Here is a 20,719-nt window from a genome sequence, read left to right as displayed (position 1 = left end):
ACCTTTCTTGCTAGCAGAACCGGAGCTCCGATGGGAGACCGCTTCTCGGATCCCGAGTTCAGGAGTGGGAGGTCTGAGCGGTCCGCGAGTCGGCGCCCAGCTTCGACGGGCTCGTGATGAACCCGACGCCCCACGACATGTGCATGGTGGCGAGCGCCAGCGGGATGAGCGGCCACGACGAGGCCGGCCGCCCCCGGGTGAGCGGCACCGACGCGGCGGTGATCAAGGCCAGGTAGGCGGCGGGGACCAGCCACAGCGGCCAGAACAGGAAACCGCCGAGAAATCCGACGCCGATCCCGGCCACGGCCACCGGCGGCGCGAGGTAACGGAGGTTGATGGTGCCCTTGTGCTGGCGGGCGACCACACGCCGCCACCGGCCGTAGTGGAAGTACTGCTTGGCGAGCAGCTTGACGTTGCGGCGCGGACGGTAGGAGACCTGCATCCGAGGCTGGAACCAGACGGTGCCGCCGGTCGTGCGGATGCGGTGGTTCATCTCCCAGTCCTGCGCCCGCAGGAACGCCTCGTCGTACCCGCCGACACGCTCCAGCGCGGATCGGCGGAACACACCGAGGTAGACGGTATCGGCGGGGCCGCCCTCACCACCGGTGTGGAAGCGGGCGTTGCCGACCCCGACCTTGGAGGTCATGGCGGCGGCCACGGCCTTCTCCCAGGGGGTGGTGCCCTCGGCGGCCATGATGCCGCCGACGTTGTCGGCGCCGGTCTCATCGAGGGTCTCCACGGCCACCCGGAGATAGTCCGAGGGCATCATCGCGTGGCCGTCGATGCGCGCGACGACGTCGTGCGAGGAGGCGCCGATGGCGGCGTTGAGGGCGGCCGGGGTCTTACCGGTGGGATTGTCCACCACCTTGACGCGGGGATCCGCCGCGGCGAGGTCGTCGGCGACCTCACGCGTGCGGTCCTTGGAGGGACCGACCCCCAGGACGACCTCGAGCTCGCCCGGGTACTCCTGGGCGAGGACGTGTTCCACCGCGGCGGCGAGGTGGCGTTCTTCGTTCAGAACAGGCATGACGACGGAGACAGGCGGCCAGGACACGGGCACTTCCCTGGATCAAGACGTGTCGGAAACGCGCACGAAGAGAGGGTGTACGCGCCGTCAACGGTACTGCACCGGGGCCACCGGCCGGACGACCCGTCTCCACCGTCACGGCTTGACGCCCGAGATGATTCACACGAAACGACAGAACCGATCGGCCTCTTCCGGTCTCGAAACATAGGGGGGCAACACGCCGGGGGCCGACATCCGGCCCCCTTCGGCCGATCGGGTGACAACCTAGGTGTGTCGAGGACACCGTTGAACGGGTGGGACGGGGATGCCGATGAGCGACGACGCCGGACGGCACGGATCAACGGGCGAGTTCCGACGTGAGCGTTCCTCCCCTGTGCCACCCGACCGTTCAAAGCGTTCCGGGCGGATCACCGTGCCCAGCGCGACGGTCCGGCGGCGCCGCAACGGTCTGCTCGTGATGAGTGTCCTCTCGGTGCTGGTCCTGCTGGCCTCCGGCACCTCGTGGGCGATCACCGGGTGGATGTCGGGTTCGCTGAACCGCTTCGACGTGTTCAGCGGGATGGCCGACGACGACCGCCCCGAGGAGACCGGTGGTCTGACCTTCCTCGTCATCGGTTCCGACAGTCGCGACGAGATGAACTCAGAGGATCAGAACGCGCTCAGCGTCGGTTCCACCCCCGGACAGCGATCCGACACGATCATGCTGGTGCGCCTCAACCACGAGCGCGACCACCTCACCGTGGTCGGTATCCCCCGCGACCTGTGGGTGGACATCCCCGGCGAGGGCGAGGACAAGATCAACGCCGCCTACGCCTTCGGCGGCCCTCAACTCGCGGTCCAGACCGTGGAGTCGACGACGGGGGTGCGCATCGACCACTACGTCGAGGTGGACTTCAACGGATTCGTGGACGTGGTGGACGCCCTGGACGGCATCGAGGTGTGCCTGCCCGAGGCCATCGACGACCCCAAGGCGCACCTGAACATGGAGGCGGGCACCCACCAGGTGGGCGGGGCCGACGCCCTGGCGTTCGCCCGGACCCGAGCCACCGCCCGAGGCGACCTGGACCGGATCGACCGCCAACAGCAGGTGCTGTCGGCCATGTTCGACAAGGCGCTGAGCAGCCAGACCCTCTCGGACCCGGGCAAGCTCACCGCGTTCCTGGACAGCTCCCTGTCCTCGGTGACCGTGGACGAGGGGATGGACACCAGCGCCATCAACGACCTGGCGTACCAGATGCGCGAAATGGACCTGAGCAACGTGACCTTCGCGCAGGTGCCGATCTCGGACATGGACCACTGGACACCGCGCGGTGACGTCGCCCTGCTGTGGGACGAGCCCGCGGCACGGGAGATGTTCGCCGACATCAACGCCGACCGCCCGTTGAACGAACCCGAGGCCGAGGAGTCGGCCCAGGAGAACGCCGAGCCCGTCCCCGGCGACGTCCGGGTCCGCGTGTTCAACGGCACCGCCACCCCGGGCCTGGGCGCCCGAATGGACAACCAGTTCGCCGAGGCCGGGTTCGACGTCACCGACGAGGCCGAGAACTGGAGCGACCGGAGCGTGCCGACGACAGAGGTCCGGTACGGACCGAAGGACGAGGAGCTCGCCGCGTACATGGCGGAGATGCTGCCGGGTTCGGAGACGGTCGAGGACCAGACCCTGGAGGGCGACCTGCAGGTCGTGATCGGTTTCAACCACACGACGTTCGAACCGCCCGCTCCGGTGGAAGGCGCGGTGGCGGAAGAGGAACCGCAGGAACCGACCACGGAGGACGGGACCGCCATCACCACCGCCAAAGAGAACATCTGCACGTAGCCTTGTGAGGAGAGGGACCGCGAAAGTCCCTCGGGGAAGGGGAAGCTCTTGCTCCGCCACCTGGTCGGACTACTCGCCGGAATCGCCTTGACCCCCGTCATCTGGGTGGGGATCGCGTGGGCGGCCGACCTGTTCCCCCGTATCACCCAGGGTGAGGTGGACGTCGCTTCGGTGTTGTCCGTGGTGGTCCTGTGTCTGGTGGGTGCCGTGGGCGCCTACCTGGTCGCCTCACGCCGCTCTCCCCTGGTGGCCGGTACTTCCGGGGCGCTCCTGACCGCCCTGTGTCTGTGGCCGATCGTCTCCCCCGAGACGCTGACCTCCGCGCTCTCCTGGCTCAACGAGGAGACGTTCCTTTACCCGAGCGGGGCCGGACTCGGCATCGCCCTGCCCCTGGGCGTGCTGCTCCTGGGTTCGGCGACCCTGCCCACCCGCTGGCGCGCGGCCGAGGACCTGGGCCCCGTTCCCGGCGATCGAGTGGTGGCGAGCGCGAGCCGCGACCGGTATCGCTCGGCGCCGGTCGACGAGGTCGGGCCCGAGCCGGGCGAGACCGTGGAAGAGCGGTGGAACGACGGAGGTCCGGTCGGCGACACCGTGCCCGACGTTCCTCCACCCGCCTCCCCCGTACGCCGGTACGACGATTCCGGCAAGACCACGACGCCGTTCCGTCGCGGTGAGAGCGGCGCGGTGTGGACCCCACTGGACGACGACCGGGGCCGTTGATCCGAACGTCCCACTTCACGGGGGCGGGACGTCCCCTCATCGATCCCCTCGTACCGACATCTCACCACCCACCGGTAATCTGTCCGCCTGACTGTTCACGTGCAGTTGGGTCGGACGCCACGGCCCTGCGCGTAGGGTGATGCCGCCCCGGCACCATCGTCGGCCGAACCATGTCCGTTATCCGCCCCCGTGAGGGATGTCGACCGCCGAGAGCGGGAACAACCAATACCAGGCGCGCGCGGAAGCAAGGAAGGAACACCCAGTGGTCGAAGCGGAACGTATGCGGGTCTGCGTCATCGGGACCGGCTACCTCGGCGCCACGACGGCCGCCTGCCTGGCCGAGATGGGCTTCGAGGTCCTGGGCCTGGACGTCGACGAAGCCAAGGTCGACATGCTCCGTTCCGGCAAGGTCCCCTTCTACGAGCCCGGTCTCGACGAGCTACTGAAGGCCAACCTGAAGACCGGTCGGCTGCGTTTCACCACGAGCTTCGCCGAGGCCGCCGAGTTCGCGGACCTGCACCTGATCTGTGTGGGCACCCCCCAGCGTGACGAGTCCGGCGCCGCCGACCTGCGCTACGTGAACTCGGCGGTGGACAACCTCGCCCCGTACCTGACCCGACCGACCGTGGTCGTGGGTCGCTCCACCGTCCCGGTGGGCACCGCCGCCACCCTGGCCGCCCGCCTCGCCGCGCTCGCCCCGGTGGGCGAGGAGGCCGAGCTCGGTTGGAGCCCGGAGTTCCTCCGCGAGGGCTTCGGGGTGGAGGACACCCTGCACCCCAACCGCATCGTGATCGGCACCGAGTCCCCCCGAGTCGAGAAGGCCGTCCGCGCCCTGTGGCAGCAACAGGTGGACGACGGCACCCCGTTCCTGGTCACCGACCTGCAGACCGCCGAGCTGGTCAAGGTCTCGGCCAACGCCTTCCTCGCCACGAAGATCTCCTTCATCAACGCGATGGCCGAGGTGTCCGAGGTCGCGGGCGCCGACGTCATCCAGCTCGCCGAGGCGCTGTCCTACGACGACCGCATCGGCGGCAAGTTCCTCGGCCCCGGCCTGGGCTTCGGTGGTGGCTGTCTGCCCAAGGACATTCGCGCCTTCATGGCCCGCGCCGACGAGCTGGGCGTCGAGCCCGCGCTGTCGTTCCTGCGCGAGGTGGACGCGATCAACCAGCGTCGCCGGGCCCGCACCATCGACATCGCCCGCCAGCTGATCGGCGGAAACTTCGCCGGGCGCACCGTGGCGGTGCTGGGCGCGGCCTTCAAGCCGAACTCCGACGACATCCGCGACTCGCCCGCGCTGGACGTGGCCTCGACCATCGCCTCCCTGGGCGCGCACGTGACGGTGTACGACCCCCAGGCCCTGGAGCGCGCCCGTGAGGCGTTCCCGGAGCTGAACTACGCCGACTCCATGCTGGACGCCACACGCGACGCGGACGTGGTCCTGCTGCTCACCGAGTGGGCGGAGTTCAAGGATGCCAACCCCGACGAGATGGGCGAGGTCGTGTCCCAGAAGCGGATCGTGGACGGGCGCAACGCGCTGGACCCCACGTACTGGCGCGCTTCCGGCTGGACCTACCGGGCGCTAGGTCGCCAGTAGGAACCATCCATACGCTGAACGGCCGTCCCGAGTCACGGGACGGCCGTTCGCATGTTCGGACCACCCGAAGCCCGCTCATCCGCAGCCAGATCGCAGACGGTCTGTAGCCCGATCTCCGCTGGATCGCATCAGAGGTTTCGAGGAGTTCGGTGACCGCGCCGGGCTGCGAGGCTGCGAGGCTGCGAGGCTGCGAGGCTGCGAGGCTGCGAGGCTGCGAGGCTGCGAGCACGGTGCGCGGTGCGCGCCCTGGTCCGTGTCTCCAGCGCCGGCGGCTGACCAGGCGGTTGGTGGTCGTCCTTTTGGTGTGTGGGTGGGACGCCTGAGGTAGAGAATCTGCCGGTTTACGGGGCGGGTGTGGGGTGGTTGGTGGGGCGCCTCAGGTTTCTGGCTCTGGGGGTTGTTGGGCGTTGCTCGGGTGGGTTCTCCCTCCTTCCCCGCCGCGTGATTGTTGCCGCCCGCACCGCACGCGTCAAGGCGATGGTGAGTGCTCTGGCAGCGGTGTTGGTGGCCTTGACCCGTACGGCACGGGCGGCGGTTTGGCGGCTATCGGGGAAGGGGGGAGAGTGGTTGAGGTCCCAACAGCCCTGCGGGCCTGCGGCCCACTCCGGCCGCAGGCGGCCGGATCCCTTCCCCTCCCTCTGGTGTCCTCGTTGAGCGCGTCGCCACTACGTGACCGGTCCGGTCACGAAGGGCCCGCTACAGGTAGGGCCGGTGGCGAGCCGCGTCCCCGCGGTAGCCACCTCTGGTGAAGCTCTCTCCCTGATGATCTTGCTCCTAGCGCCATGTTGGGCGCCCAACATGGCGCTACGGACAAGATCATCATGATGAAGAGACAGCACAGGGTTGCACGGGGTTGATGGTGCCGGTGGGCCGGTACCAGGGGTGGGAGCCGTGCCAACACCCCCAACGGGAACCACTCCAACCCCGGGATATGGCTCTGGGCGGGGGGTTCGCGGAGTTTCTGCCCTGGGCATGCCGATATCCCCACAGGACACAAGGCCCTTGGGGTCTGACACCCAACCGGGGGTGATCTCGCGGGGGTTGGGGTTCCACCTGGCGGAAACACATGATCGTGGAAGCGGGTGGTGGTTAGAGGGCGGTGGCTGGGGCTGGCTCCCCCTCACCATCCCCGGACCCGGCTTCCTTTCCCGCTTCCTGGCGGTTCTGGGCGTGGTGGTGTTCCCAGATCTGCCGGTTCACCTTGGCCTGCAACCGGTGCTTGAGCCTGTTGTGGGTCGAGCACAGGATCTGCATGTTGTCGGCGCTGGTGGCCCCGCCGTGGGAGAAGGGGACGATGTGGTCGTACTGCGACCAACTACGCGGCACATCACAACCCTCGTGCCATTGGCAGGTGAACTCTTTGAACCCCGCCGCCTGGCGCACCGGATCGGGAGCGCACCGCTGCTTTCGCCCCACGTCCAGCAGGGTGCGGCCTTGTTCGTCGGTCACGAACCGGCGCAGCCAACTCTCGGGGGTCAGGCGGGCCACCATCTGGTCCGGGATGACCACACCATCCTCGGTGTTGGCGGGCTCAGCCGACCCGTCGCCCAGGAAGCGCTTGAGGGGGACGGTGATGTTGAGGGTGGCCAACGGTTGGCGGCTCAGGCTGGAGCAATCCCGATGCGTCAGAGCGGTCTCGAAGATCCGCATCATCGCGTCATAAGTGCGCTGATGCTTCGGCATCGCCGCGTCATCGGGCCCGTACGGCTCGGTATAAGCCTGCAGGGCGGCCTGGATCAGCTCGTTATCGGCCCCCGGTCCCCACATTCGCAACAGAAACCCGGACTCGAACGTGGGGGAGAATTGGGCGCCCCGGTTCTCGAACGTTTCGTCATAGTCCCGGTCGGCTTTGTCGGGGTCCAGGCGAGCGACGAACCATTTCGTCGCGTCCCGCAGTTGGCGCACTGAAGCCTGCGGGCATTCGTCCTTGAAACCGATCAACCCGTATTCCAACCGGGCCCGAAACCCCTCCACCGAAGGACACTCCGCACGGAATTCCTCATCCGCCGTTTCCAGGACCTTCGCCCACTCAGCAGTCGCCTTTTCGGTGGAGGTCGCGATGGCGCACGCCTCACCCAACGACAAGACCTTGTTCTGGAAGGCTTCTTCCACCAGGGGCAGCTGCTGCCGGTGTAGGGCTCGGGCGAGGGTGGCAAGGCTCTTGGCCTCGGCCGGGGAGGTGCCCCACTGGTGGGTGATCCACGCCTGGATGCTGCGCTGGCCGCCCTCTTCCAGCAGGGCGCCGGTGGTCTCCATGCGGGCCAGGGCGGGCAGCATCCCGTAGCGGATGCGGTCTGTTTCCTGGTTGAGCCGGCCGAACTGTGCGAGCACATCGGCTTCACATCCGAACGGGATATCCCGGCCGGAGAATTCCACCGCCATCTCCCGCGCACCCGCCATCGCCTTATCGACCGGGGTGTTCCCGGTCGGGCGCGGTGCATGGGGAGGAAAGATCATACTCTGATTATATGCGAACACCCCAGAAAATGGCAGGCTTACCGGTGGGTATATTAACCGAACTCTTGGACCGGCATGCCTACCATACGAGGACCCCTGTTTCGGGTTATCCGCAACCCCTTTTCGCTATGGTCGGATCCGCCCATAGCGGAGATACTCCTGGCGAATTCAAGGGAAGGGGCTCTGAATGGAAACGATCTTGTCCGTAGCGCCATGTTGGGCGCCCAACATGGCGCTACGAGCAAGATCATCGCCAAAGGGGCGCCGGTGCCGGCTACCGCGGGGACGCGGCCCGCCCCGTGCCCCACCTGTAGCGGGCTCTTCGTGACCGGACCCGTCACGTAGTGGCGACGCGGCCCACGAGAAAGCCAGAGGGAGGGGAAGGGATCCGGCCGACTGCGGCCGGAGTGGGCCGAAGGCCCGCAGGGCCGTTGGAACCCCAACCACTCTCCCCCCTTCCCCGATAGCCGCCAAACCGCCGCCCGTGCCGTACGGGTCAAGGCCACCCACCACAGCGCCACAGCACACACCATCGCCTTGACGCGTGCGGTGCGGGCGGCAACAATCACGCGGCGGGGAAGGAGGGAGAACCCACCCCCACCCCGCCCAACCACCAGAAGAGCCCCTACCTAAGGCGCCCCACCAACCACCCGAGCGACGCCCCGTGAACCAGCGGCCCCCGACCCCAGGCGCCCCACCGCCCACCTCCCACTCCGACCAGCACGAACAGCCCCGGGCAGCACGAAACCGGCGAAACCAGCGGCTCCCCTAAGATCAATGGGATCACGCCCACGCGCTCCACCAACACCCCGAATCTCCTGCTTGTGGATAACTCACCACCCTTCCAATCAACCGGCCACCGGCCGATGAGGAGAACTTCCACCGGGCAAGGACGCCACCATGATTCACTACACAGAGTCTTTGACTGGAAACTCTAAGTAGTAATCAACCGGACGGAGTCCGATGTCCCTCTTCCGCGCAGTGTCCGCCTTCCGGGTAGTGCCAGCCACGGGCCTCCCCCTGCCCTCGCCCACGCATCTGCCCCTTCCCCTTGCCCTCGCTCCTGCCCTTGCCCTTGCCCTGACACTCGGCGCTTCCTCCCCCGTCCTGGCCGACGAATCCCTTCCCTCACCGCCCCTGGTATCGACCGGCGAGTGCCCCGTGCTGGATCCACCGCCCAGCGAAGAGGAGCTGGAGCAGTACCTGTGCGGGGACCCGAGGTTGGGACCGGCCGAGCTACCCACCAGCGGACCCGTCGGCGAACTGGTGGAGGGCTACGACCGGTTCGGCGACCTCTCCCCCGCGGAGTTCCTGGACCGGTGGGCCACCGAGGACGGCTGGGACTACCCCGAGCACAACGGCTTCGTCGTGGAGAACGGCAGCCCGCTGAAGGAACTCCAGGAACTGCCCGAGGGATGGATGCTGGACCGCTTCGGCTCCCCCTGGGGCTCATTCCTCGCCCCGGCCGGTGCCCCGTTCTCCGAGCGGGCCCTGCCGCCGGACTCCCTGAACACCTGGCCGGGCGGGGCCGAGCACAACTACAACTGCTACGAGGTCGTCCTGCCGGTCGACGCCTGGGTGGGCCCGATCGCCCCGCACTTCGAACAGCCCGGCGGCGGTGAACAACTGCTGATCCCGACCGAGAGCGTCCCCGAAGCCGGTGGCGGTGGCGATTACGGGGCCGATGACGGAGGCTACGTCTCCGTCAACGACCTCCTGGAATGGGACTACCTCGACCAGCGGCCCGCCGAGGAGTGTGTCTTCCCCGAGGAGTTCGCCGCTTAGAAACCGGCCCGGGTGGATTCGGGTCCCGGCTCTCTGTCCTCGCGGTCCTCGCGGTGCTCCTCGTGCTCGCGATGTTCCTGCTCCTCGGGGCCCGCGACTCCCGCCGGGATCCGGCGCAGCGCCCCCAGAACCGCCACGGCCAACACCGCCAGCACGACCGCGCCGGTGAGCGCGGCGGCGTTGAGACCCTTGGTGTAGGCATCGAACGCCTCCGCCAACAGCGCGCCCGCCTCGGCCTCTGGCAGGTGGGACGCGCCGGCGATCGCTCCGGTCACGGTCTCTCCCGCCGGCCCCTGGGTCCCGCTCATCTCCGACCGGTAGATGCCCGTCGCCACCGTGCCCAGAGCCGCGATGCTCAAAGCGGCTCCGAACTCGGCACTGGTCTCCGACACCCCCGCCGCCGCACCGGCGCGCTCGGGAGGCGCGGTGGCCAGCACCAGCGTGGTGGCCAGTGTTCCCACCACCCCGGCGCCCATGCTGATCAGCCCGTAGGCACCGATGAACAGCGGCAGCGGCGTTTCCGGGTCCACCAGGGCGATCATGGCGAACCCGAGGGCACCCACCGCCAAACCGGTCGCCATGAGCGGAGCGGGGCGCACACGCGGCGCCACCACACTCCCGAGGACCGCGCCCAAGGCGGTGGTGGCGAAGGTGGGCAGGGCCCACAAGGCGGCACTCAGCGGGCTGAGCCCGTGCACACTCTGCAGGAAGGTGAAGGTCAGCAACCCCATCCCGGCCGCGGCGAAGGATACCGCCGCGTTGCCACCGACCGCCGCGCTGAAGGCGGGGCGGGCGAACAACGTCACGTCGATGAGCGGGTGCGCGGCACGGCGTTGCCGCATCACGAACAGGACGAGGAAGGCCGATCCGAGCACGAGGGCCGCTCCGCCCTGGACCTCGACCCCGTGTTCGACGAAGCGCTTGGCCGCGTAGACCAGGCCCAGCACCGCCACCAGGGATAGCACCGCTCCGGGCAGGTCGAACCGGGCGCCTCGGGGGTCACGTGTCTCCGGCACCAGGAAGGGCGCGCTCACCAGGAGCAACGCCATGAACGGCAGGTTGATGAGGAACACCGAGCCCCAGGAGAAGAACTCCAACAGCACCCCACCGAAGATGGGCCCGGCAACGGCACCACCGGTGAAGGCGATGGTCCACGCGCCCACGGCGGTGGCCCGCTGCTTGGAGTCGGTGAACATGCTCCGGATCAGGGAGAGCGTGGAGGGCGCCAGGGTGGCACCGGCCAGCCCGAGCAGGGCGCGACCGGCGATGAAGAGTTCGCTGTTCGGAGCGAAGGCGAGCAGGGCAGAGGCGGCTCCGAAGAGTAGGGCCCCGGCGAGGAGCAGTTTCCTACGCCCCACGCGGTCTCCGAGCGATCCCATGGTGACCAGGAGTCCGGCCAGGACGAAGCCGTAGACGTCCATCATCCACAACCACTGGGTGGCGGTGGGCTGGAGATCCTGGGCGATGGCGGGCGCGGCGACGAAGAGCACCGAGAGGTCCATGGCGACCAGCAGCGCGGGGACGAGCAGGACGGCCAGCCCCGCCCAGGTCCGGGCGGTGGCGCGTGGTGGTGTGCGGTTCTTGTCCATGGCAAGGATCGTACGTACGTCAAAATCACCCGTCAATATGTACGTACGTCAAAAATGCTACGGTGTGCGCATGAGCCAACGTGAGGACCTGCTGGCCGGCGCCAAGAAGTGCCTGGTCGAAAAGGGTTACAGCAAGACCACGGCCCGCGACATCGCCGCCGCCTCGGGCGCCCACCTGGCCTCCATCGGCTACCACTTCGGGTCCAAGGACAGCCTGATGAACGCCGCACTGCTGGAGGCCAGCAGCGAGTGGGGCGACGCCTTCGAGAAGGCCATCCGCGACGCGGGTCCCACCACCGCGGAGAACCGGACCCGTCTGCTGCTCACCTCCCTGTTCGGCACCCTCCCCGAACACCGTGACCTCATGGTGGCGAGCGTCCAGGCCTTCGCGCACTCCCAGTTCGACGAAGGACTGCGCACCACCCTGTCCGAGGGAATCCTCGAAGGCCGCCGCGAACTCAGCGCCCTCATCCTCGGAATCCCGCTGGAGGAGGTCGACGACGCCACCTCGGCGGGGCTGGGCTCCATGGTCTACAACCTCGTCACCGGCTACGTGCTCCAGTACCTGGTCGCCCCCGATTCCCTGCCCACCGTCGAGCAGGCCATGGACGGGATCCGCGCCCTCCTCCCCCAAGAGGATCGGCTCCCCTCAAAGGACCGACCACACGAAAGGCCCACCCCCTGAGAGCCGGTCCCGCACAACCGGCTCCGGACACACGACGGCCCCGGCGTCCTCGCGGAACGCCGGGGCCGAACAAGCACCCACTTACCCACCGGCACCACTACATGCTGAAACCCATGGGTTTGCCACCCTCGGCGACCTCGCGACGCAACCGCTCGCCCTTGGCGTGCGCCTGCGCCTTCAGGTCCTCCTGGAAACCGGCCATGCGCTCGGCCAACGCCGGCTCGTGCGCCGCCAACTGCCGCACCGCCAGCAGCCCGGCGTTGCGGGCCGCGCCCACCGCGACGGTCGCCACCGGCACCCCCGCGGGCATCTGCACGATGGACAGCAGCGAATCCATCCCGTCCAGGTACTTCAACGGAACCGGCACACCGATCACCGGCAGTGTGGTCACCGAGGCCAGCATGCCCGGCAGATGCGCCGCGCCGCCCGCCCCGGCGATGATCGCCTTCAGGCCACGCCCGGCCGCCTCGCTCCCGTAGGAGATCATCTCGTGCGGCATGCGGTGCGCCGAGACCACGTCGGCCTCGAAGGGCACGTCGAACTCGCGCAGTGCCTCGGCCGCCTCGCGCATCACCGGCCAGTCGGAGTCCGAGCCCATCACGATGCCCACCAGGGGCTTGCCTTCGGTCACTTCTGGTCTCCTCGCAGGTAGTCGGCGGCGTCGCGGGCGCGCTCCAGCAGGTCCTCGTGGTCGTCGCCCATCACGGTGACGTGCCCGATCTTGCGGCCCGGACGCACGTCCTTGCCGTAGAAGTGCACCTTCACCTCGGGGTCCTTGGCCATGACGTGCAGGTAGCGGCGGTAGATCTCGGGGTCCTCGCCGCCCAGCACGTTGGCCATGACGGTGAAGGGGGCGTTGGTGCGCGGCGACCCCAGGGGCAGGTCGAGGACGGCGCGCAGGTGTTGTTCGAACTGGGAGGTGCGGGCGCCCTCGATGCTCCAATGGCCGGAGTTGTGCGGACGCATCGCCAACTCGTTGACGACCACGCCGTCGGCGGTCTCGAAGAGCTCCACGGCGAGCACGCCGGTGACACCCAGGGCGTGTGCGATCTCGATGCCCAGCTCCTGGGCTCGGGTGGCCTTCTCCTCGTCCAATCCCGGGGCCGGCGCGATCACCTCGTGGCAGATCCCGCCGCGCTGCACGGTCTCCACCACCGGGTAGACCGCGACCTGACCGTGCGGGGAGCGGGCCACCTGCACGGCGAGTTCGCGGGAGAAGTCCACCTTCTCCTCCACCAGCAGCGGCACGTCCTCGGCGGCGGCGCGCTCCACGACCTCGTGGGCCTCGTCGGGATCGGCGGCGATCCACACGCCCTTGCCGTCGTAGCCTCCACGCGCGGCCTTGAGCACGACCGGCCAACCGGCCTCCTCGGCGAAGGCGGTGACGTGCTCCAGGGTGGTCACCGACCGCCATCGAGGCGAGGGCGCGCCCAGTTCGGCCATGCGGGTGCGCATGCGCAGCTTGTCCTGGGCGAAGCGCAGGGCGTCACGGCTCGGGCGGAGCAGGCCACCGGCCTCCTCCACGGCGCGCAGGACCGGTTCGGGCACGTGTTCGTGGTCGAAGGTGACGACGTCGTGCGCCTTGGCGAACGCCAGGACGTCGTCGAGCCCACGGTCGTCACCCAGGGTGACGTCACCGCAGACCAGGGCCGCGCTGTCGGTGGGGCTCGCCGCCAGGACCGAGAAGTCCACGCCGAGGCCGATACCGGCCTGGTGCGTCATCCGGGAGAGTTGGCCTCCGCCCACCATTCCCACGCGAGGGATGATGCGGTTACGCTCGCTCACAGTTCCTCAACTCAATGCTCGTCGACCGCGGATGCGGGACGGTCCCACACGTGGTGGAACCTGGCCGTTCGGCTCGGAACCCGCGGCCGGGGTCTTCATCACGGCCCCGGCTAGAGTCTAGGGCGTGCGGGTGGGCCGCCCGAGGGCCGCTCCCCGCGCGGCGAGACACCCCCAAGGACTGGAGGCGCGGCCCGTGCGCGAGTTCCTCGCCCGGCACCCTCGCATCGCCGGGTTGGCGGCCGAGGTGGGCAAGTTCGGCTCGGTGGGCGCCCTGGCCTACGTGGTGCAGTTGGCCGTCACCAACCTGGTGTGGGGCCTGTCCGACCTGCCCCTATTGGTCGGACAGGTGGTCGGCACCTCCTGCGCGATCGCGGTCGCGTTCGTCGGCAACCGGTTCTGGACCTTCCGTGACCGTGCCCGCACCGGCTACGGCCGGGAGACCTTCCTGTTCCTGGTGATGAACGGGGTCGGCATGCTCATCCAGGTCGGCTGTCTGGGCTTCGCCGTGTACGTACTGGGCTGGGAGGGACAGCTGGCGAGCAACATCGCCGGCAACGTCGTGGGGGTGGGTCTGGGCACGCTCTTCCGGTTCTTCTCCTACCGAACGTGGGTGTTCCCGCCGGATCCCGACCCCGCCCCCGACCCCGATTCCGATTCCGCCCCGGATCCCACGCCCGATCAACGGTTCGGCTAGGAACGGACGGCACTGCGGGCACCGGCCCCGAAGCGGGGCGCGCAGCGCACCGCGAGGAACGAGTACAGCCCCACCTGGACGACCGTGACGGCGAGGGTCAACGGCGTGTCCGCCCCCATCGGCAGTCCCGCGCCGATGACGACGCCGGTGCCCACCTCCGAGAGTCGCCCCTCCAGGGCGCAACGGGTGAACTGGAACAGGCTGTTGACCATGTGCAGCCCGATCGCGGCCTCCAGGCCGCCGGTGCGCCAGGTCAGCCAGGACATCCCCAGCCCGAACACCATCAGGGACGCCGTGGTCCAAAGATGGCCCGGATGGGTGGCGGCGTACAGGGCGGCGAACAGGGTTCCACCGGCGAGGATGGCCGGCCACGGCGAACGCATCACCTTGGAGAACGAGCTCTCGCCGGTGGAAGAGCCCAGCGAACCGACGAGCTGCATGACGAGCCCGCGCAGCGTGAACTCCTCGGCCGCGGACTGCAACGGCACCAGTAGGACGATCACCGTCATGAGCGCGAGCAGGACCTGGATCCCCTCGCCGGTGCCGGCGGGTTCGGCCTCCACCGCGGCGGCGTCCGCCGCGGTGGAGGGCAGCAGCGGCACCAGGAACACGCACACCAGCGCCAAGGCCAAGGCGATCAGGGCGCAGATGCCGAGCCAGCGCCAACGCATGCGACCGGTCACCGAGATGAGCGACCCGGTCCGGCGCCACTGCACCACGCGGGTCACGAAGAACGCCAGCGGCATCAACAGCGCTATCGACGCCAGCCCGAAGGCGAGACCGGCGATCTCGCCCAGGTTGGCCGATTCCAGCGCCAGACCGCTGCCACCGAGGATGGCGACGATGGTCATCACGACCATGACACCGACCCACAGGAAGAACGACAGGACCGCGAAGACCGCGATCGCCACGAGCGGCACCCACCACCGGAAGAATCGGTTGCGGGCCAACCTGTGGTAGGACTCACCCTCGGGGATCTCCGAGCGCGCGAACTCGTTCGTCCGCACCGGACGCGGAGGTGGCCAAGCCCACACCGAGGGGTCCGGGGTCAGCGCCGGGTGCCCCCCTGGCGGCGTCTGCCTCGCGCCCCCGGGAGGGCTGGCCCAGGTCTGCTCCCTGGACTGTTCGAGACCACCGGAAGCCGACCCCTCCGGCCCCTCGGGCGCGGCGGGCCAGGACGAACCAGGTGGTGGCGGCACATTTCCCATCGTGCGCAGAGACTACTATCCGGCCGTGTATCGCCCGCGTTAAGTCCACGCCGTTATCTCCTGGTCACCGTATGGATCGGTGGGAACCACACCCTGACCCGCGCCGGAATAGCGCGGTGCCATGCGTCTGTTGGAACAAGTGGACCTGCGAGTCACGCCACAGGCCGACCATCCCATCCCGCTGACCTACGATTGAGCACATGTCCTCCACACCATCCACCGAGCAGGTAAACGCAGCCCTGGCCACGGTGCAAGACCCGGAGATCCACCGTCCCATCACCGACCTCGGCATGGTCAAGAGCGTCGACATCGACGACGACGGTGCCGTGCACGTCGGTATCTACCTCACGGTGGCCGGCTGCCCGATGAAGGGGCGCATCGAGAAGGACGTGACGGCAGCGGTGACCAAGGTCGCCGGCGTCACGTCCGTCAAGGTCGAACTCGACGTGATGAGCGACGAGCAGCGCAAGGAGCTCCAGACCAAGCTCCGCGGCGGTCAGGCGGAGAAGGAGATCCCCTTCGCCAAGCCCAGCTCGCTCACCAAGGTCTACGCCGTCGCCTCCGGTAAGGGCGGCGTCGGCAAGTCGTCCGTCACGGTCAACCTGGCCGCGGCCCTCGCCGCCCAGGGTCACAAGGTCGGTGTGGTCGACGCCGACATCTACGGTCACTCCGTGCCGCGCATGCTGGGCGCGTCGGACTTCCCGACCAAGGTCGAGGACATGATCCTCCCGCCCACGGCGCACGACATCAAGGTCATCTCGGTGGGCATGTTCACCGAGGGGAACACGCCGGTCGTGTGGCGCGGACCCATGCTGCACCGCGCCCTACAGCAGTTCCTCTCCGACGTCTTCTGGGGCGACCTGGACGTCCTGTTGATGGACCTGCCCCCGGGCACCGGTGACATCGCCATCTCCGTCGCCCAGATGCTGCCCTCCGCCGAGCTGCTCGTGGTCACCACACCGCAGCAGGCCGCGGCCGAGGTCGCCGAGCGCGCCGGTGCCATCACCGCGCAGACTCACCAGCGCATCGCCGGCGTGATCGAGAACATGTCGTACTACCAGCCCACCCCGGACGCCGAGCCGGTGTACCTGTTCGGTCAGGGCGGTGGTCAGCAGGTGGCCGACACCCTCACCAAGACCCTCGGCGCGGAGATCCCGCTGCTGGGGCAGGTACCGCTGGACACCCGACTGCGCGAGGGAAGCGACGAGGGCAAGCCCCTCGTCCTGACCACTCCCGAGGCCGAGGCCAGCAAGGTGCTCTCGAAGGTCGCCGAGGGCCTGGTCGCCAAGCCGCGTGGGCTCGCGGGCATGCAGCTGGGCATCTCCCCCGCCGGTCGCTAGGGGTTCGATCCCCGAACGGCTGGAGGACTGACGTACGGCCCCCGGGTCACCCGACCCGGGGGCCGTCGTGTCGTGCGGGCCCGGAGACCGGACCCGTGGGCGCATCGTGCGCGGCTACTCGTCGGGGCCCAGGGTGACGGTCACGGTCTCCCGCTCCCGGTCGCGCTCGTACTCCAACTCGACCTCGTCACCCGGGGCCTTGTCGCGCACCATCGCCTGCAGTTCCCCACCGGAGTTGACTCGGCGACCGTCGAAGGACACGATCACGTCCCCCGGTTCCAGCCCGGCCTGGTCGGCCGCGCCGCCCGACTCGACGGCGTCCGGGTCGTCCGCGATCATCGCGCCCACGACCGTGCTCTCGTGGTCGTAGGTGACGCCGAGTTCGGCGTAGGTAGTGGACTCCTCGCCGTGGTCGACCATCCGCCCGATGACCGTCTCCGCCTCGGTGGAGGGGATCGCGAAGCCCAGGCCGATGCTGCCCACCGGCTGGTCGCCGAGCGGTCCACCGCCCATGCTGTAGATCATCGAGTTCACCCCGATGACCCGGCCCCGCATGTCGACCAGTGGTCCACCGGAGTTACCGGGGTTGATGGCCGCGTCCGTCTGGAGCGCGAAGAACTGGGTGTCGCCGCCGTCCGGGCTCACCGGCCGGTCGAGCGCGCTGATGATGCCCTGGGTGACGGTGCCCGCCAGCCCCAACGGAGCTCCGATCGCGATGACCTCGTCGCCGACGATGGCCTCCTCGGAGTCACCGAACTCCAACGGGTCGACCTCGCTGGGTTCCTCCAGCTCCAGGACCGCCAGGTCCGAGCTGGGATCGGAGCCCACCACGTCGGCGCCGCTGCTGCTGCCGTCGCTGTACTCGATGATGATCCCGTCGGCCTCCAGCTCCGAGGACACGTGGTCGTTGGTGACGACGTAGTCGCCCTCGATGACGAACCCCGAGCCACCACCGCCGATCCTCGGGTCCGCGCTGCGCAACGACACCACGCTGGGGCTGACCCGCTGGGCCACGCCCGCCACCGAGTCCGGGGCGCGCTCCGGTGCTTCGGGCGGGGGTTCGTTGATGTTCGGCCCCTGCTGTTCGGGGTGCTCGGAGGAGGGATCACCGGAGGGACCGACGAACGTGCCGATCACACCGCCCGCGCCACCCGCGACCAGGGCGACCACCAGCATGCCGCTCAAGGCCATCCAGGCGGGGATGCCGCGCTTGGGTCTGTGTGGCGCGGCGGCGGGCTGGTACGCCTGCTGCGACGCGCCCGGTGGGACGGCGAAGTGACCGGCTCCCGAGAGGCTCTGATGGTGTGTGGTGCCCTGTGCGGGCGCCTGGAAGCGCTCCTGGTACGGACCGGGGTTCGGGAAGGAACCGCCGTGACCGATGGGGCCTCCCTGGGGTGGGTGACCACCGGGGTTACCCGGCCCTGGGGGCGGTGGGTTGCCCGGAGGCGGTGGGCCGACCGGGCCCGAGGGTCGTCCCCTGTCGCCGACCGGGGGCGGGCCCTGGGGAGCGCCCTGCCCCGGGGCGGACGCCGGTGGCTCCGACGCGCCCGGCTCGGGCGGCGCGCCGTTCGGGCGGGAGATGGACTGATCCCACCCCCGGGCGGGTTCCGAACGGTCGTTCTCCTGGCTCAAGACCTGCTCCGTATGTCGCTTGGCTTTCCGCTCGGCACACAGCGCGCCGACCGGGGCGGGACCCTACACCAGCCCCAGCCGAGACAGACCTCGCTGAACCCGCGACCAGAACCCGGAGGAACCCTCCGGCCCGGGCAGCGCCGTCACCGCCGAGGAGGCCAGGTCGGCGGGTGCGTCCGCCAGCAGCGTGTAGACGAAACCGTTCGCCTGCCACATGCTCTGGTACTGACCCACGTCTCCACCGAAAATCGTCTCGTGCCCTGTTGTGACGCCCGTTCCCCCCGAACCGGTTCCGACATATCCGTTCTGATCCGCGGAGAGACGTTCCTCCCCCAGTTTCCCACGTTGCGCGAACACGGAGATCTGGGAGAGCCCGTCGGAGTAGACGGTGTGCACCACGCGGTGTTCCTCGTGGTGGGTGGACCTGGCGTCGACCAGGCGAAGGTTCCAGGTCAGGTGTTCCGGAAGCGACCAACCCTCGGACCGCAGTTCCTCGCGTTCGGCGTGATCGAGCGCGTCACCCCAGGGTTCGTCGCCCAAGGTGTCCTCCGGCCAGTCCCGGTCACCGAGTCTCAGTTCGGTGAGCCTGCTGCTGAAGGACGGCTCGCCGGCGGGGTCGTAGACGTCGCGGCCCAGGAGCAGGTCGGTCGCCTCGTCCACCCAGAACCGTCCGGCGACGGTGTCGTCGGCCCGTCTGGCCTCCACCACCTTGGCGGAGCGCCCGTCGAGTTCCTCGGGTTCGGTCTCCACAACCCGGTAGGTGTGTTCGAGCATGGCCAGGAGACTTTCGTCGAGGGTCTCCAACGCCGAGGAGGAGCGCACCACGAATGGTTGCTCCTCCGCGCCCACGGGGGCCATGGCCAGGCCCTCCCCCGGTCTGCTGACCACCCGCACCGCGAGAGCCCCCTGAGGACCCCGCAGCCCGCGGACCGCCGTATAGGCCACTCTGCCGTCGGCCTCGGCGGCGTCGCGCAACACCGCCATGCCGTCGTCCCCACCTTCCGCGGGGATCTCGGACGCCTCGGGATGCGTCGCCGCGCTGCACAACAGGACGCACAACGTCACGACGAGGGAAAAAACGGCGGAGCGGGTACCTCCGCGCCTCACCGGGTCGTTTCGTTCGGGTCCGATGTTCGCTCCGACGTCCTCGGTATCCCGGCGGGCCACGCGACGACCGGGTCCGTGGTCGGGTCGACGACGGGGATCTGCCGGCTGGTCACGGCGTGTTCCACCGCGTAGTCGGACAGGCGGGGCTCGACCACCGGAGCGTTGTCCGGGTTCTCACCACCGGCGACGAACGCGCTGCCCAGCAGGGCGGTGGCCACCGCCAGGCCGGCCACGGCGTAGCGTCCACCGGAGAAGTACGGCGACCGGACCGAGCCCCCGTCCTCTGGCCGACGCACGGGGACGTACCGTTCGGGGCTGGTGCGCGGCTCGCGACGCTCCGGGGCCTTCCTGGTCGGTTCCTCGGAAAGATTCCGGGGCGGTTCCCCGGGAAAGCCTCCGAGTGGTCGGGACGAACCCAGGGGTGGGCTGGAGCCGAAAGGGCCGTCCCTCCCTGGTCCGGCCATGAGTCGGCCCATGAAGTCCAGGTCCGGTTCCGGTTCGCCGAGCCCGGTGAGGCGGCGCTTGAGCCGGCGCATCATGTCGGCCTCGAACCGGCACGGTTCGCACTTGGCCAGGTGGATGAGGGCACGTTCGTGTTCGGCGGCGCCCAGTTCCCCGTCGATGAGCGCCGAAAGACGCTCTCCGAGGTGGTCCATGCTCACTCCGCCTCCTTGCTCGCGTTCGCCTGTGCCGCCAGGGAACGTCGGTGTTCGAGGGCACGACGCAGCTGCGCCCGACCCCGGTGGATGCGGCTGCGGACGGTGCCGAGCTTGACGTCGAGCGTGGCGGCGATCTCCTCGTAGGAGAGCCCCTCGATGTCGCACAGGACGACAGGAGCACGGAACTCGGCGGGGAGTGCGTCCAACGCGCTCTGGATGTCGGCGTCGAAGTGCCGGTCGTCGTAGCGCTGGGCCGGGGAGGGCTCCCGGCCTTCGAGACGTTCGTCGGCGTTGTCGGCCAGACCCTCGAAACGGATCCGGGCCTTGCGCCGGGCCATGTCCAGGAAGAGGTTGGTGGTGATCCGGTGGAGCCACCCCTCGAAGGTTCCGGGGGTGTAGTTGGCGAGGGAGCGGAAGACCCGGATGAAGACCTCTTGGGTGAGGTCCTCGGCGTCGTGCTTGTTACCGCTGAGTCGGTACGCCAGGCGGTACACCCGGGGGGAGTGCACCCGAACGACCTCTTCCCAGCTCGGGGGTTCCCATGCCTCGAACTCGACGGCAGGGCCGGTCTCTGGCACCGCGGCTCCCTTCATCCCCGAGGCTTCATCGCGATCAACGTGT

The 20,719-nt window shown here is 69.0% G+C and carries 17 protein-coding genes; 7 read left to right on the top strand and 10 right to left on the bottom strand.

Going from position 1 to position 20,719, the window contains the following annotated elements:
- Window positions 1–58: 58 nt before the first annotated feature.
- Window positions 59–1,054 carry a glycosyltransferase family 2 protein gene (locus tag ACWGSK_RS04455; protein WP_358515577.1) on the bottom strand — a complete coding sequence of 332 codons (996 nt, stop codon included), beginning with the start codon at window positions 1,052–1,054 and terminating at the stop codon, window positions 59–61.
- Between the two features lie 283 nt (window positions 1,055–1,337).
- On the opposite strand from ACWGSK_RS04455, the gene ACWGSK_RS04450 reads away from it, so the two are divergent.
- From ACWGSK_RS04450 to ACWGSK_RS04440, 3 genes are all read left to right on the top strand, one after another.
- Entirely contained in the window at window positions 1,338–2,843 is a 1,506-nt protein-coding gene (locus ACWGSK_RS04450) for an LCP family protein (protein ID WP_358515580.1), read from the top strand.
- Window positions 2,844–2,891: 48 nt separating this feature from the next.
- The gene (locus tag ACWGSK_RS04445; RefSeq protein WP_452455227.1) at window positions 2,892–3,563 is read left to right on the top strand and encodes a YIP1 family protein; all 672 of its coding nucleotides are present in this window, start codon (window positions 2,892–2,894) and stop codon (window positions 3,561–3,563) included.
- A gap of 262 nt (window positions 3,564–3,825) precedes the next feature.
- Window positions 3,826–5,157 (top strand): UDP-glucose dehydrogenase family protein, encoded by a 1,332-nt coding sequence (locus ACWGSK_RS04440; protein ID WP_358515585.1) that lies wholly within the window; start codon window positions 3,826–3,828, stop codon window positions 5,155–5,157.
- Between the two features lie 1,089 nt (window positions 5,158–6,246).
- On the opposite strand, the gene ACWGSK_RS04435 is transcribed toward ACWGSK_RS04440, so the two are convergent.
- A complete protein-coding gene (locus ACWGSK_RS04435; RefSeq protein WP_452455226.1) occupies window positions 6,247–7,614 on the bottom strand; it encodes a DUF222 domain-containing protein in 1,368 nt (455 codons plus the stop codon).
- A gap of 1,038 nt (window positions 7,615–8,652) precedes the next feature.
- Here ACWGSK_RS04435 and ACWGSK_RS04430 point away from each other — a divergent pair.
- Entirely contained in the window at window positions 8,653–9,399 is a 747-nt protein-coding gene (locus ACWGSK_RS04430) for a TNT domain-containing protein (RefSeq protein ID WP_452455359.1), read from the top strand.
- On the opposite strand, the gene ACWGSK_RS04425 is transcribed toward ACWGSK_RS04430, so the two are convergent.
- A complete protein-coding gene (locus tag ACWGSK_RS04425; RefSeq protein WP_452455225.1) occupies window positions 9,396–10,988 on the bottom strand; it encodes an MFS transporter in 1,593 nt (530 codons plus the stop codon). The genes ACWGSK_RS04430 and ACWGSK_RS04425 overlap by 4 nt on opposite strands.
- 70 nt (window positions 10,989–11,058) lie before the next feature.
- Here ACWGSK_RS04425 and ACWGSK_RS04420 point away from each other — a divergent pair, with 70 nt between their 5' ends.
- On the top strand, window positions 11,059–11,673 hold the full coding sequence (locus tag ACWGSK_RS04420; protein WP_358514638.1) for a TetR/AcrR family transcriptional regulator: 615 nt from the start codon (window positions 11,059–11,061) through the stop codon (window positions 11,671–11,673).
- A gap of 97 nt (window positions 11,674–11,770) precedes the next feature.
- Here the strand turns inward: ACWGSK_RS04420 and purE are convergent, their stop codons facing one another.
- Together purE and ACWGSK_RS04410 are read right to left on the bottom strand one after the other, a co-directional pair.
- Window positions 11,771–12,304: a 5-(carboxyamino)imidazole ribonucleotide mutase gene (gene purE / locus ACWGSK_RS04415; RefSeq protein WP_358514640.1), complete on the bottom strand. Its 534-nt coding sequence runs from the start codon at window positions 12,302–12,304 to the stop codon at window positions 11,771–11,773.
- On the bottom strand, window positions 12,301–13,458 hold the full coding sequence (locus ACWGSK_RS04410; protein WP_358514642.1) for a 5-(carboxyamino)imidazole ribonucleotide synthase: 1,158 nt from the start codon (window positions 13,456–13,458) through the stop codon (window positions 12,301–12,303). The genes purE and ACWGSK_RS04410 overlap by 4 nt, the downstream gene beginning before the upstream one ends.
- A gap of 193 nt (window positions 13,459–13,651) precedes the next feature.
- On the opposite strand from ACWGSK_RS04410, the gene ACWGSK_RS04405 reads away from it, so the two are divergent.
- Window positions 13,652–14,152 (top strand): GtrA family protein, encoded by a 501-nt coding sequence (locus ACWGSK_RS04405; RefSeq protein ID WP_358514644.1) that lies wholly within the window; start codon window positions 13,652–13,654, stop codon window positions 14,150–14,152.
- Here the strand turns inward: ACWGSK_RS04405 and ACWGSK_RS04400 are convergent.
- Window positions 14,149–15,159: a CPBP family intramembrane glutamic endopeptidase gene (locus ACWGSK_RS04400; protein WP_358514646.1), complete on the bottom strand. Its 1,011-nt coding sequence runs from the start codon at window positions 15,157–15,159 to the stop codon at window positions 14,149–14,151. The two genes, ACWGSK_RS04405 and ACWGSK_RS04400, sit on opposite strands and share 4 nt — an antisense overlap.
- 401 nt (window positions 15,160–15,560) lie before the next feature.
- Between ACWGSK_RS04400 and ACWGSK_RS04395 the strand changes: the two genes are divergently transcribed.
- Window positions 15,561–16,700, top strand: a complete 1,140-nt coding sequence (locus ACWGSK_RS04395) for an Mrp/NBP35 family ATP-binding protein (RefSeq protein ID WP_358514648.1) — start codon at window positions 15,561–15,563, stop codon at window positions 16,698–16,700.
- A gap of 114 nt (window positions 16,701–16,814) precedes the next feature.
- On the opposite strand, the gene ACWGSK_RS04390 is transcribed toward ACWGSK_RS04395, so the two are convergent.
- The 4 genes from ACWGSK_RS04390 to sigE all read right to left on the bottom strand — a co-directional run bounded on the left by ACWGSK_RS04390 (window position 16,815) and on the right by sigE (window position 20,691).
- A complete protein-coding gene (locus ACWGSK_RS04390) occupies window positions 16,815–17,876 on the bottom strand; it encodes a S1C family serine protease (protein WP_452455358.1) in 1,062 nt (353 codons plus the stop codon).
- Between the two features lie 519 nt (window positions 17,877–18,395).
- Window positions 18,396–19,391: a transcriptional regulator gene (locus ACWGSK_RS04385; RefSeq protein ID WP_452455357.1), complete on the bottom strand. Its 996-nt coding sequence runs from the start codon at window positions 19,389–19,391 to the stop codon at window positions 18,396–18,398.
- A 44-nt stretch (window positions 19,392–19,435) separates the two neighbouring features.
- Complete coding sequence (locus ACWGSK_RS04380) at window positions 19,436–20,095, bottom strand: anti-sigma factor family protein (RefSeq protein WP_358514654.1); 660 nt, start codon at window positions 20,093–20,095, stop codon at window positions 19,436–19,438.
- Between the two features lie 2 nt (window positions 20,096–20,097).
- A complete protein-coding gene (gene sigE / locus ACWGSK_RS04375) occupies window positions 20,098–20,691 on the bottom strand; it encodes an RNA polymerase sigma factor SigE (protein WP_358514656.1) in 594 nt (197 codons plus the stop codon).
- Window positions 20,692–20,719: the final 28 nt, after the last annotated feature.

Source organism: Nocardiopsis sp. NPDC055551, from assembly GCF_053619415.1.
This window is presented reverse-complemented; position numbering and strand designations above follow the sequence as displayed.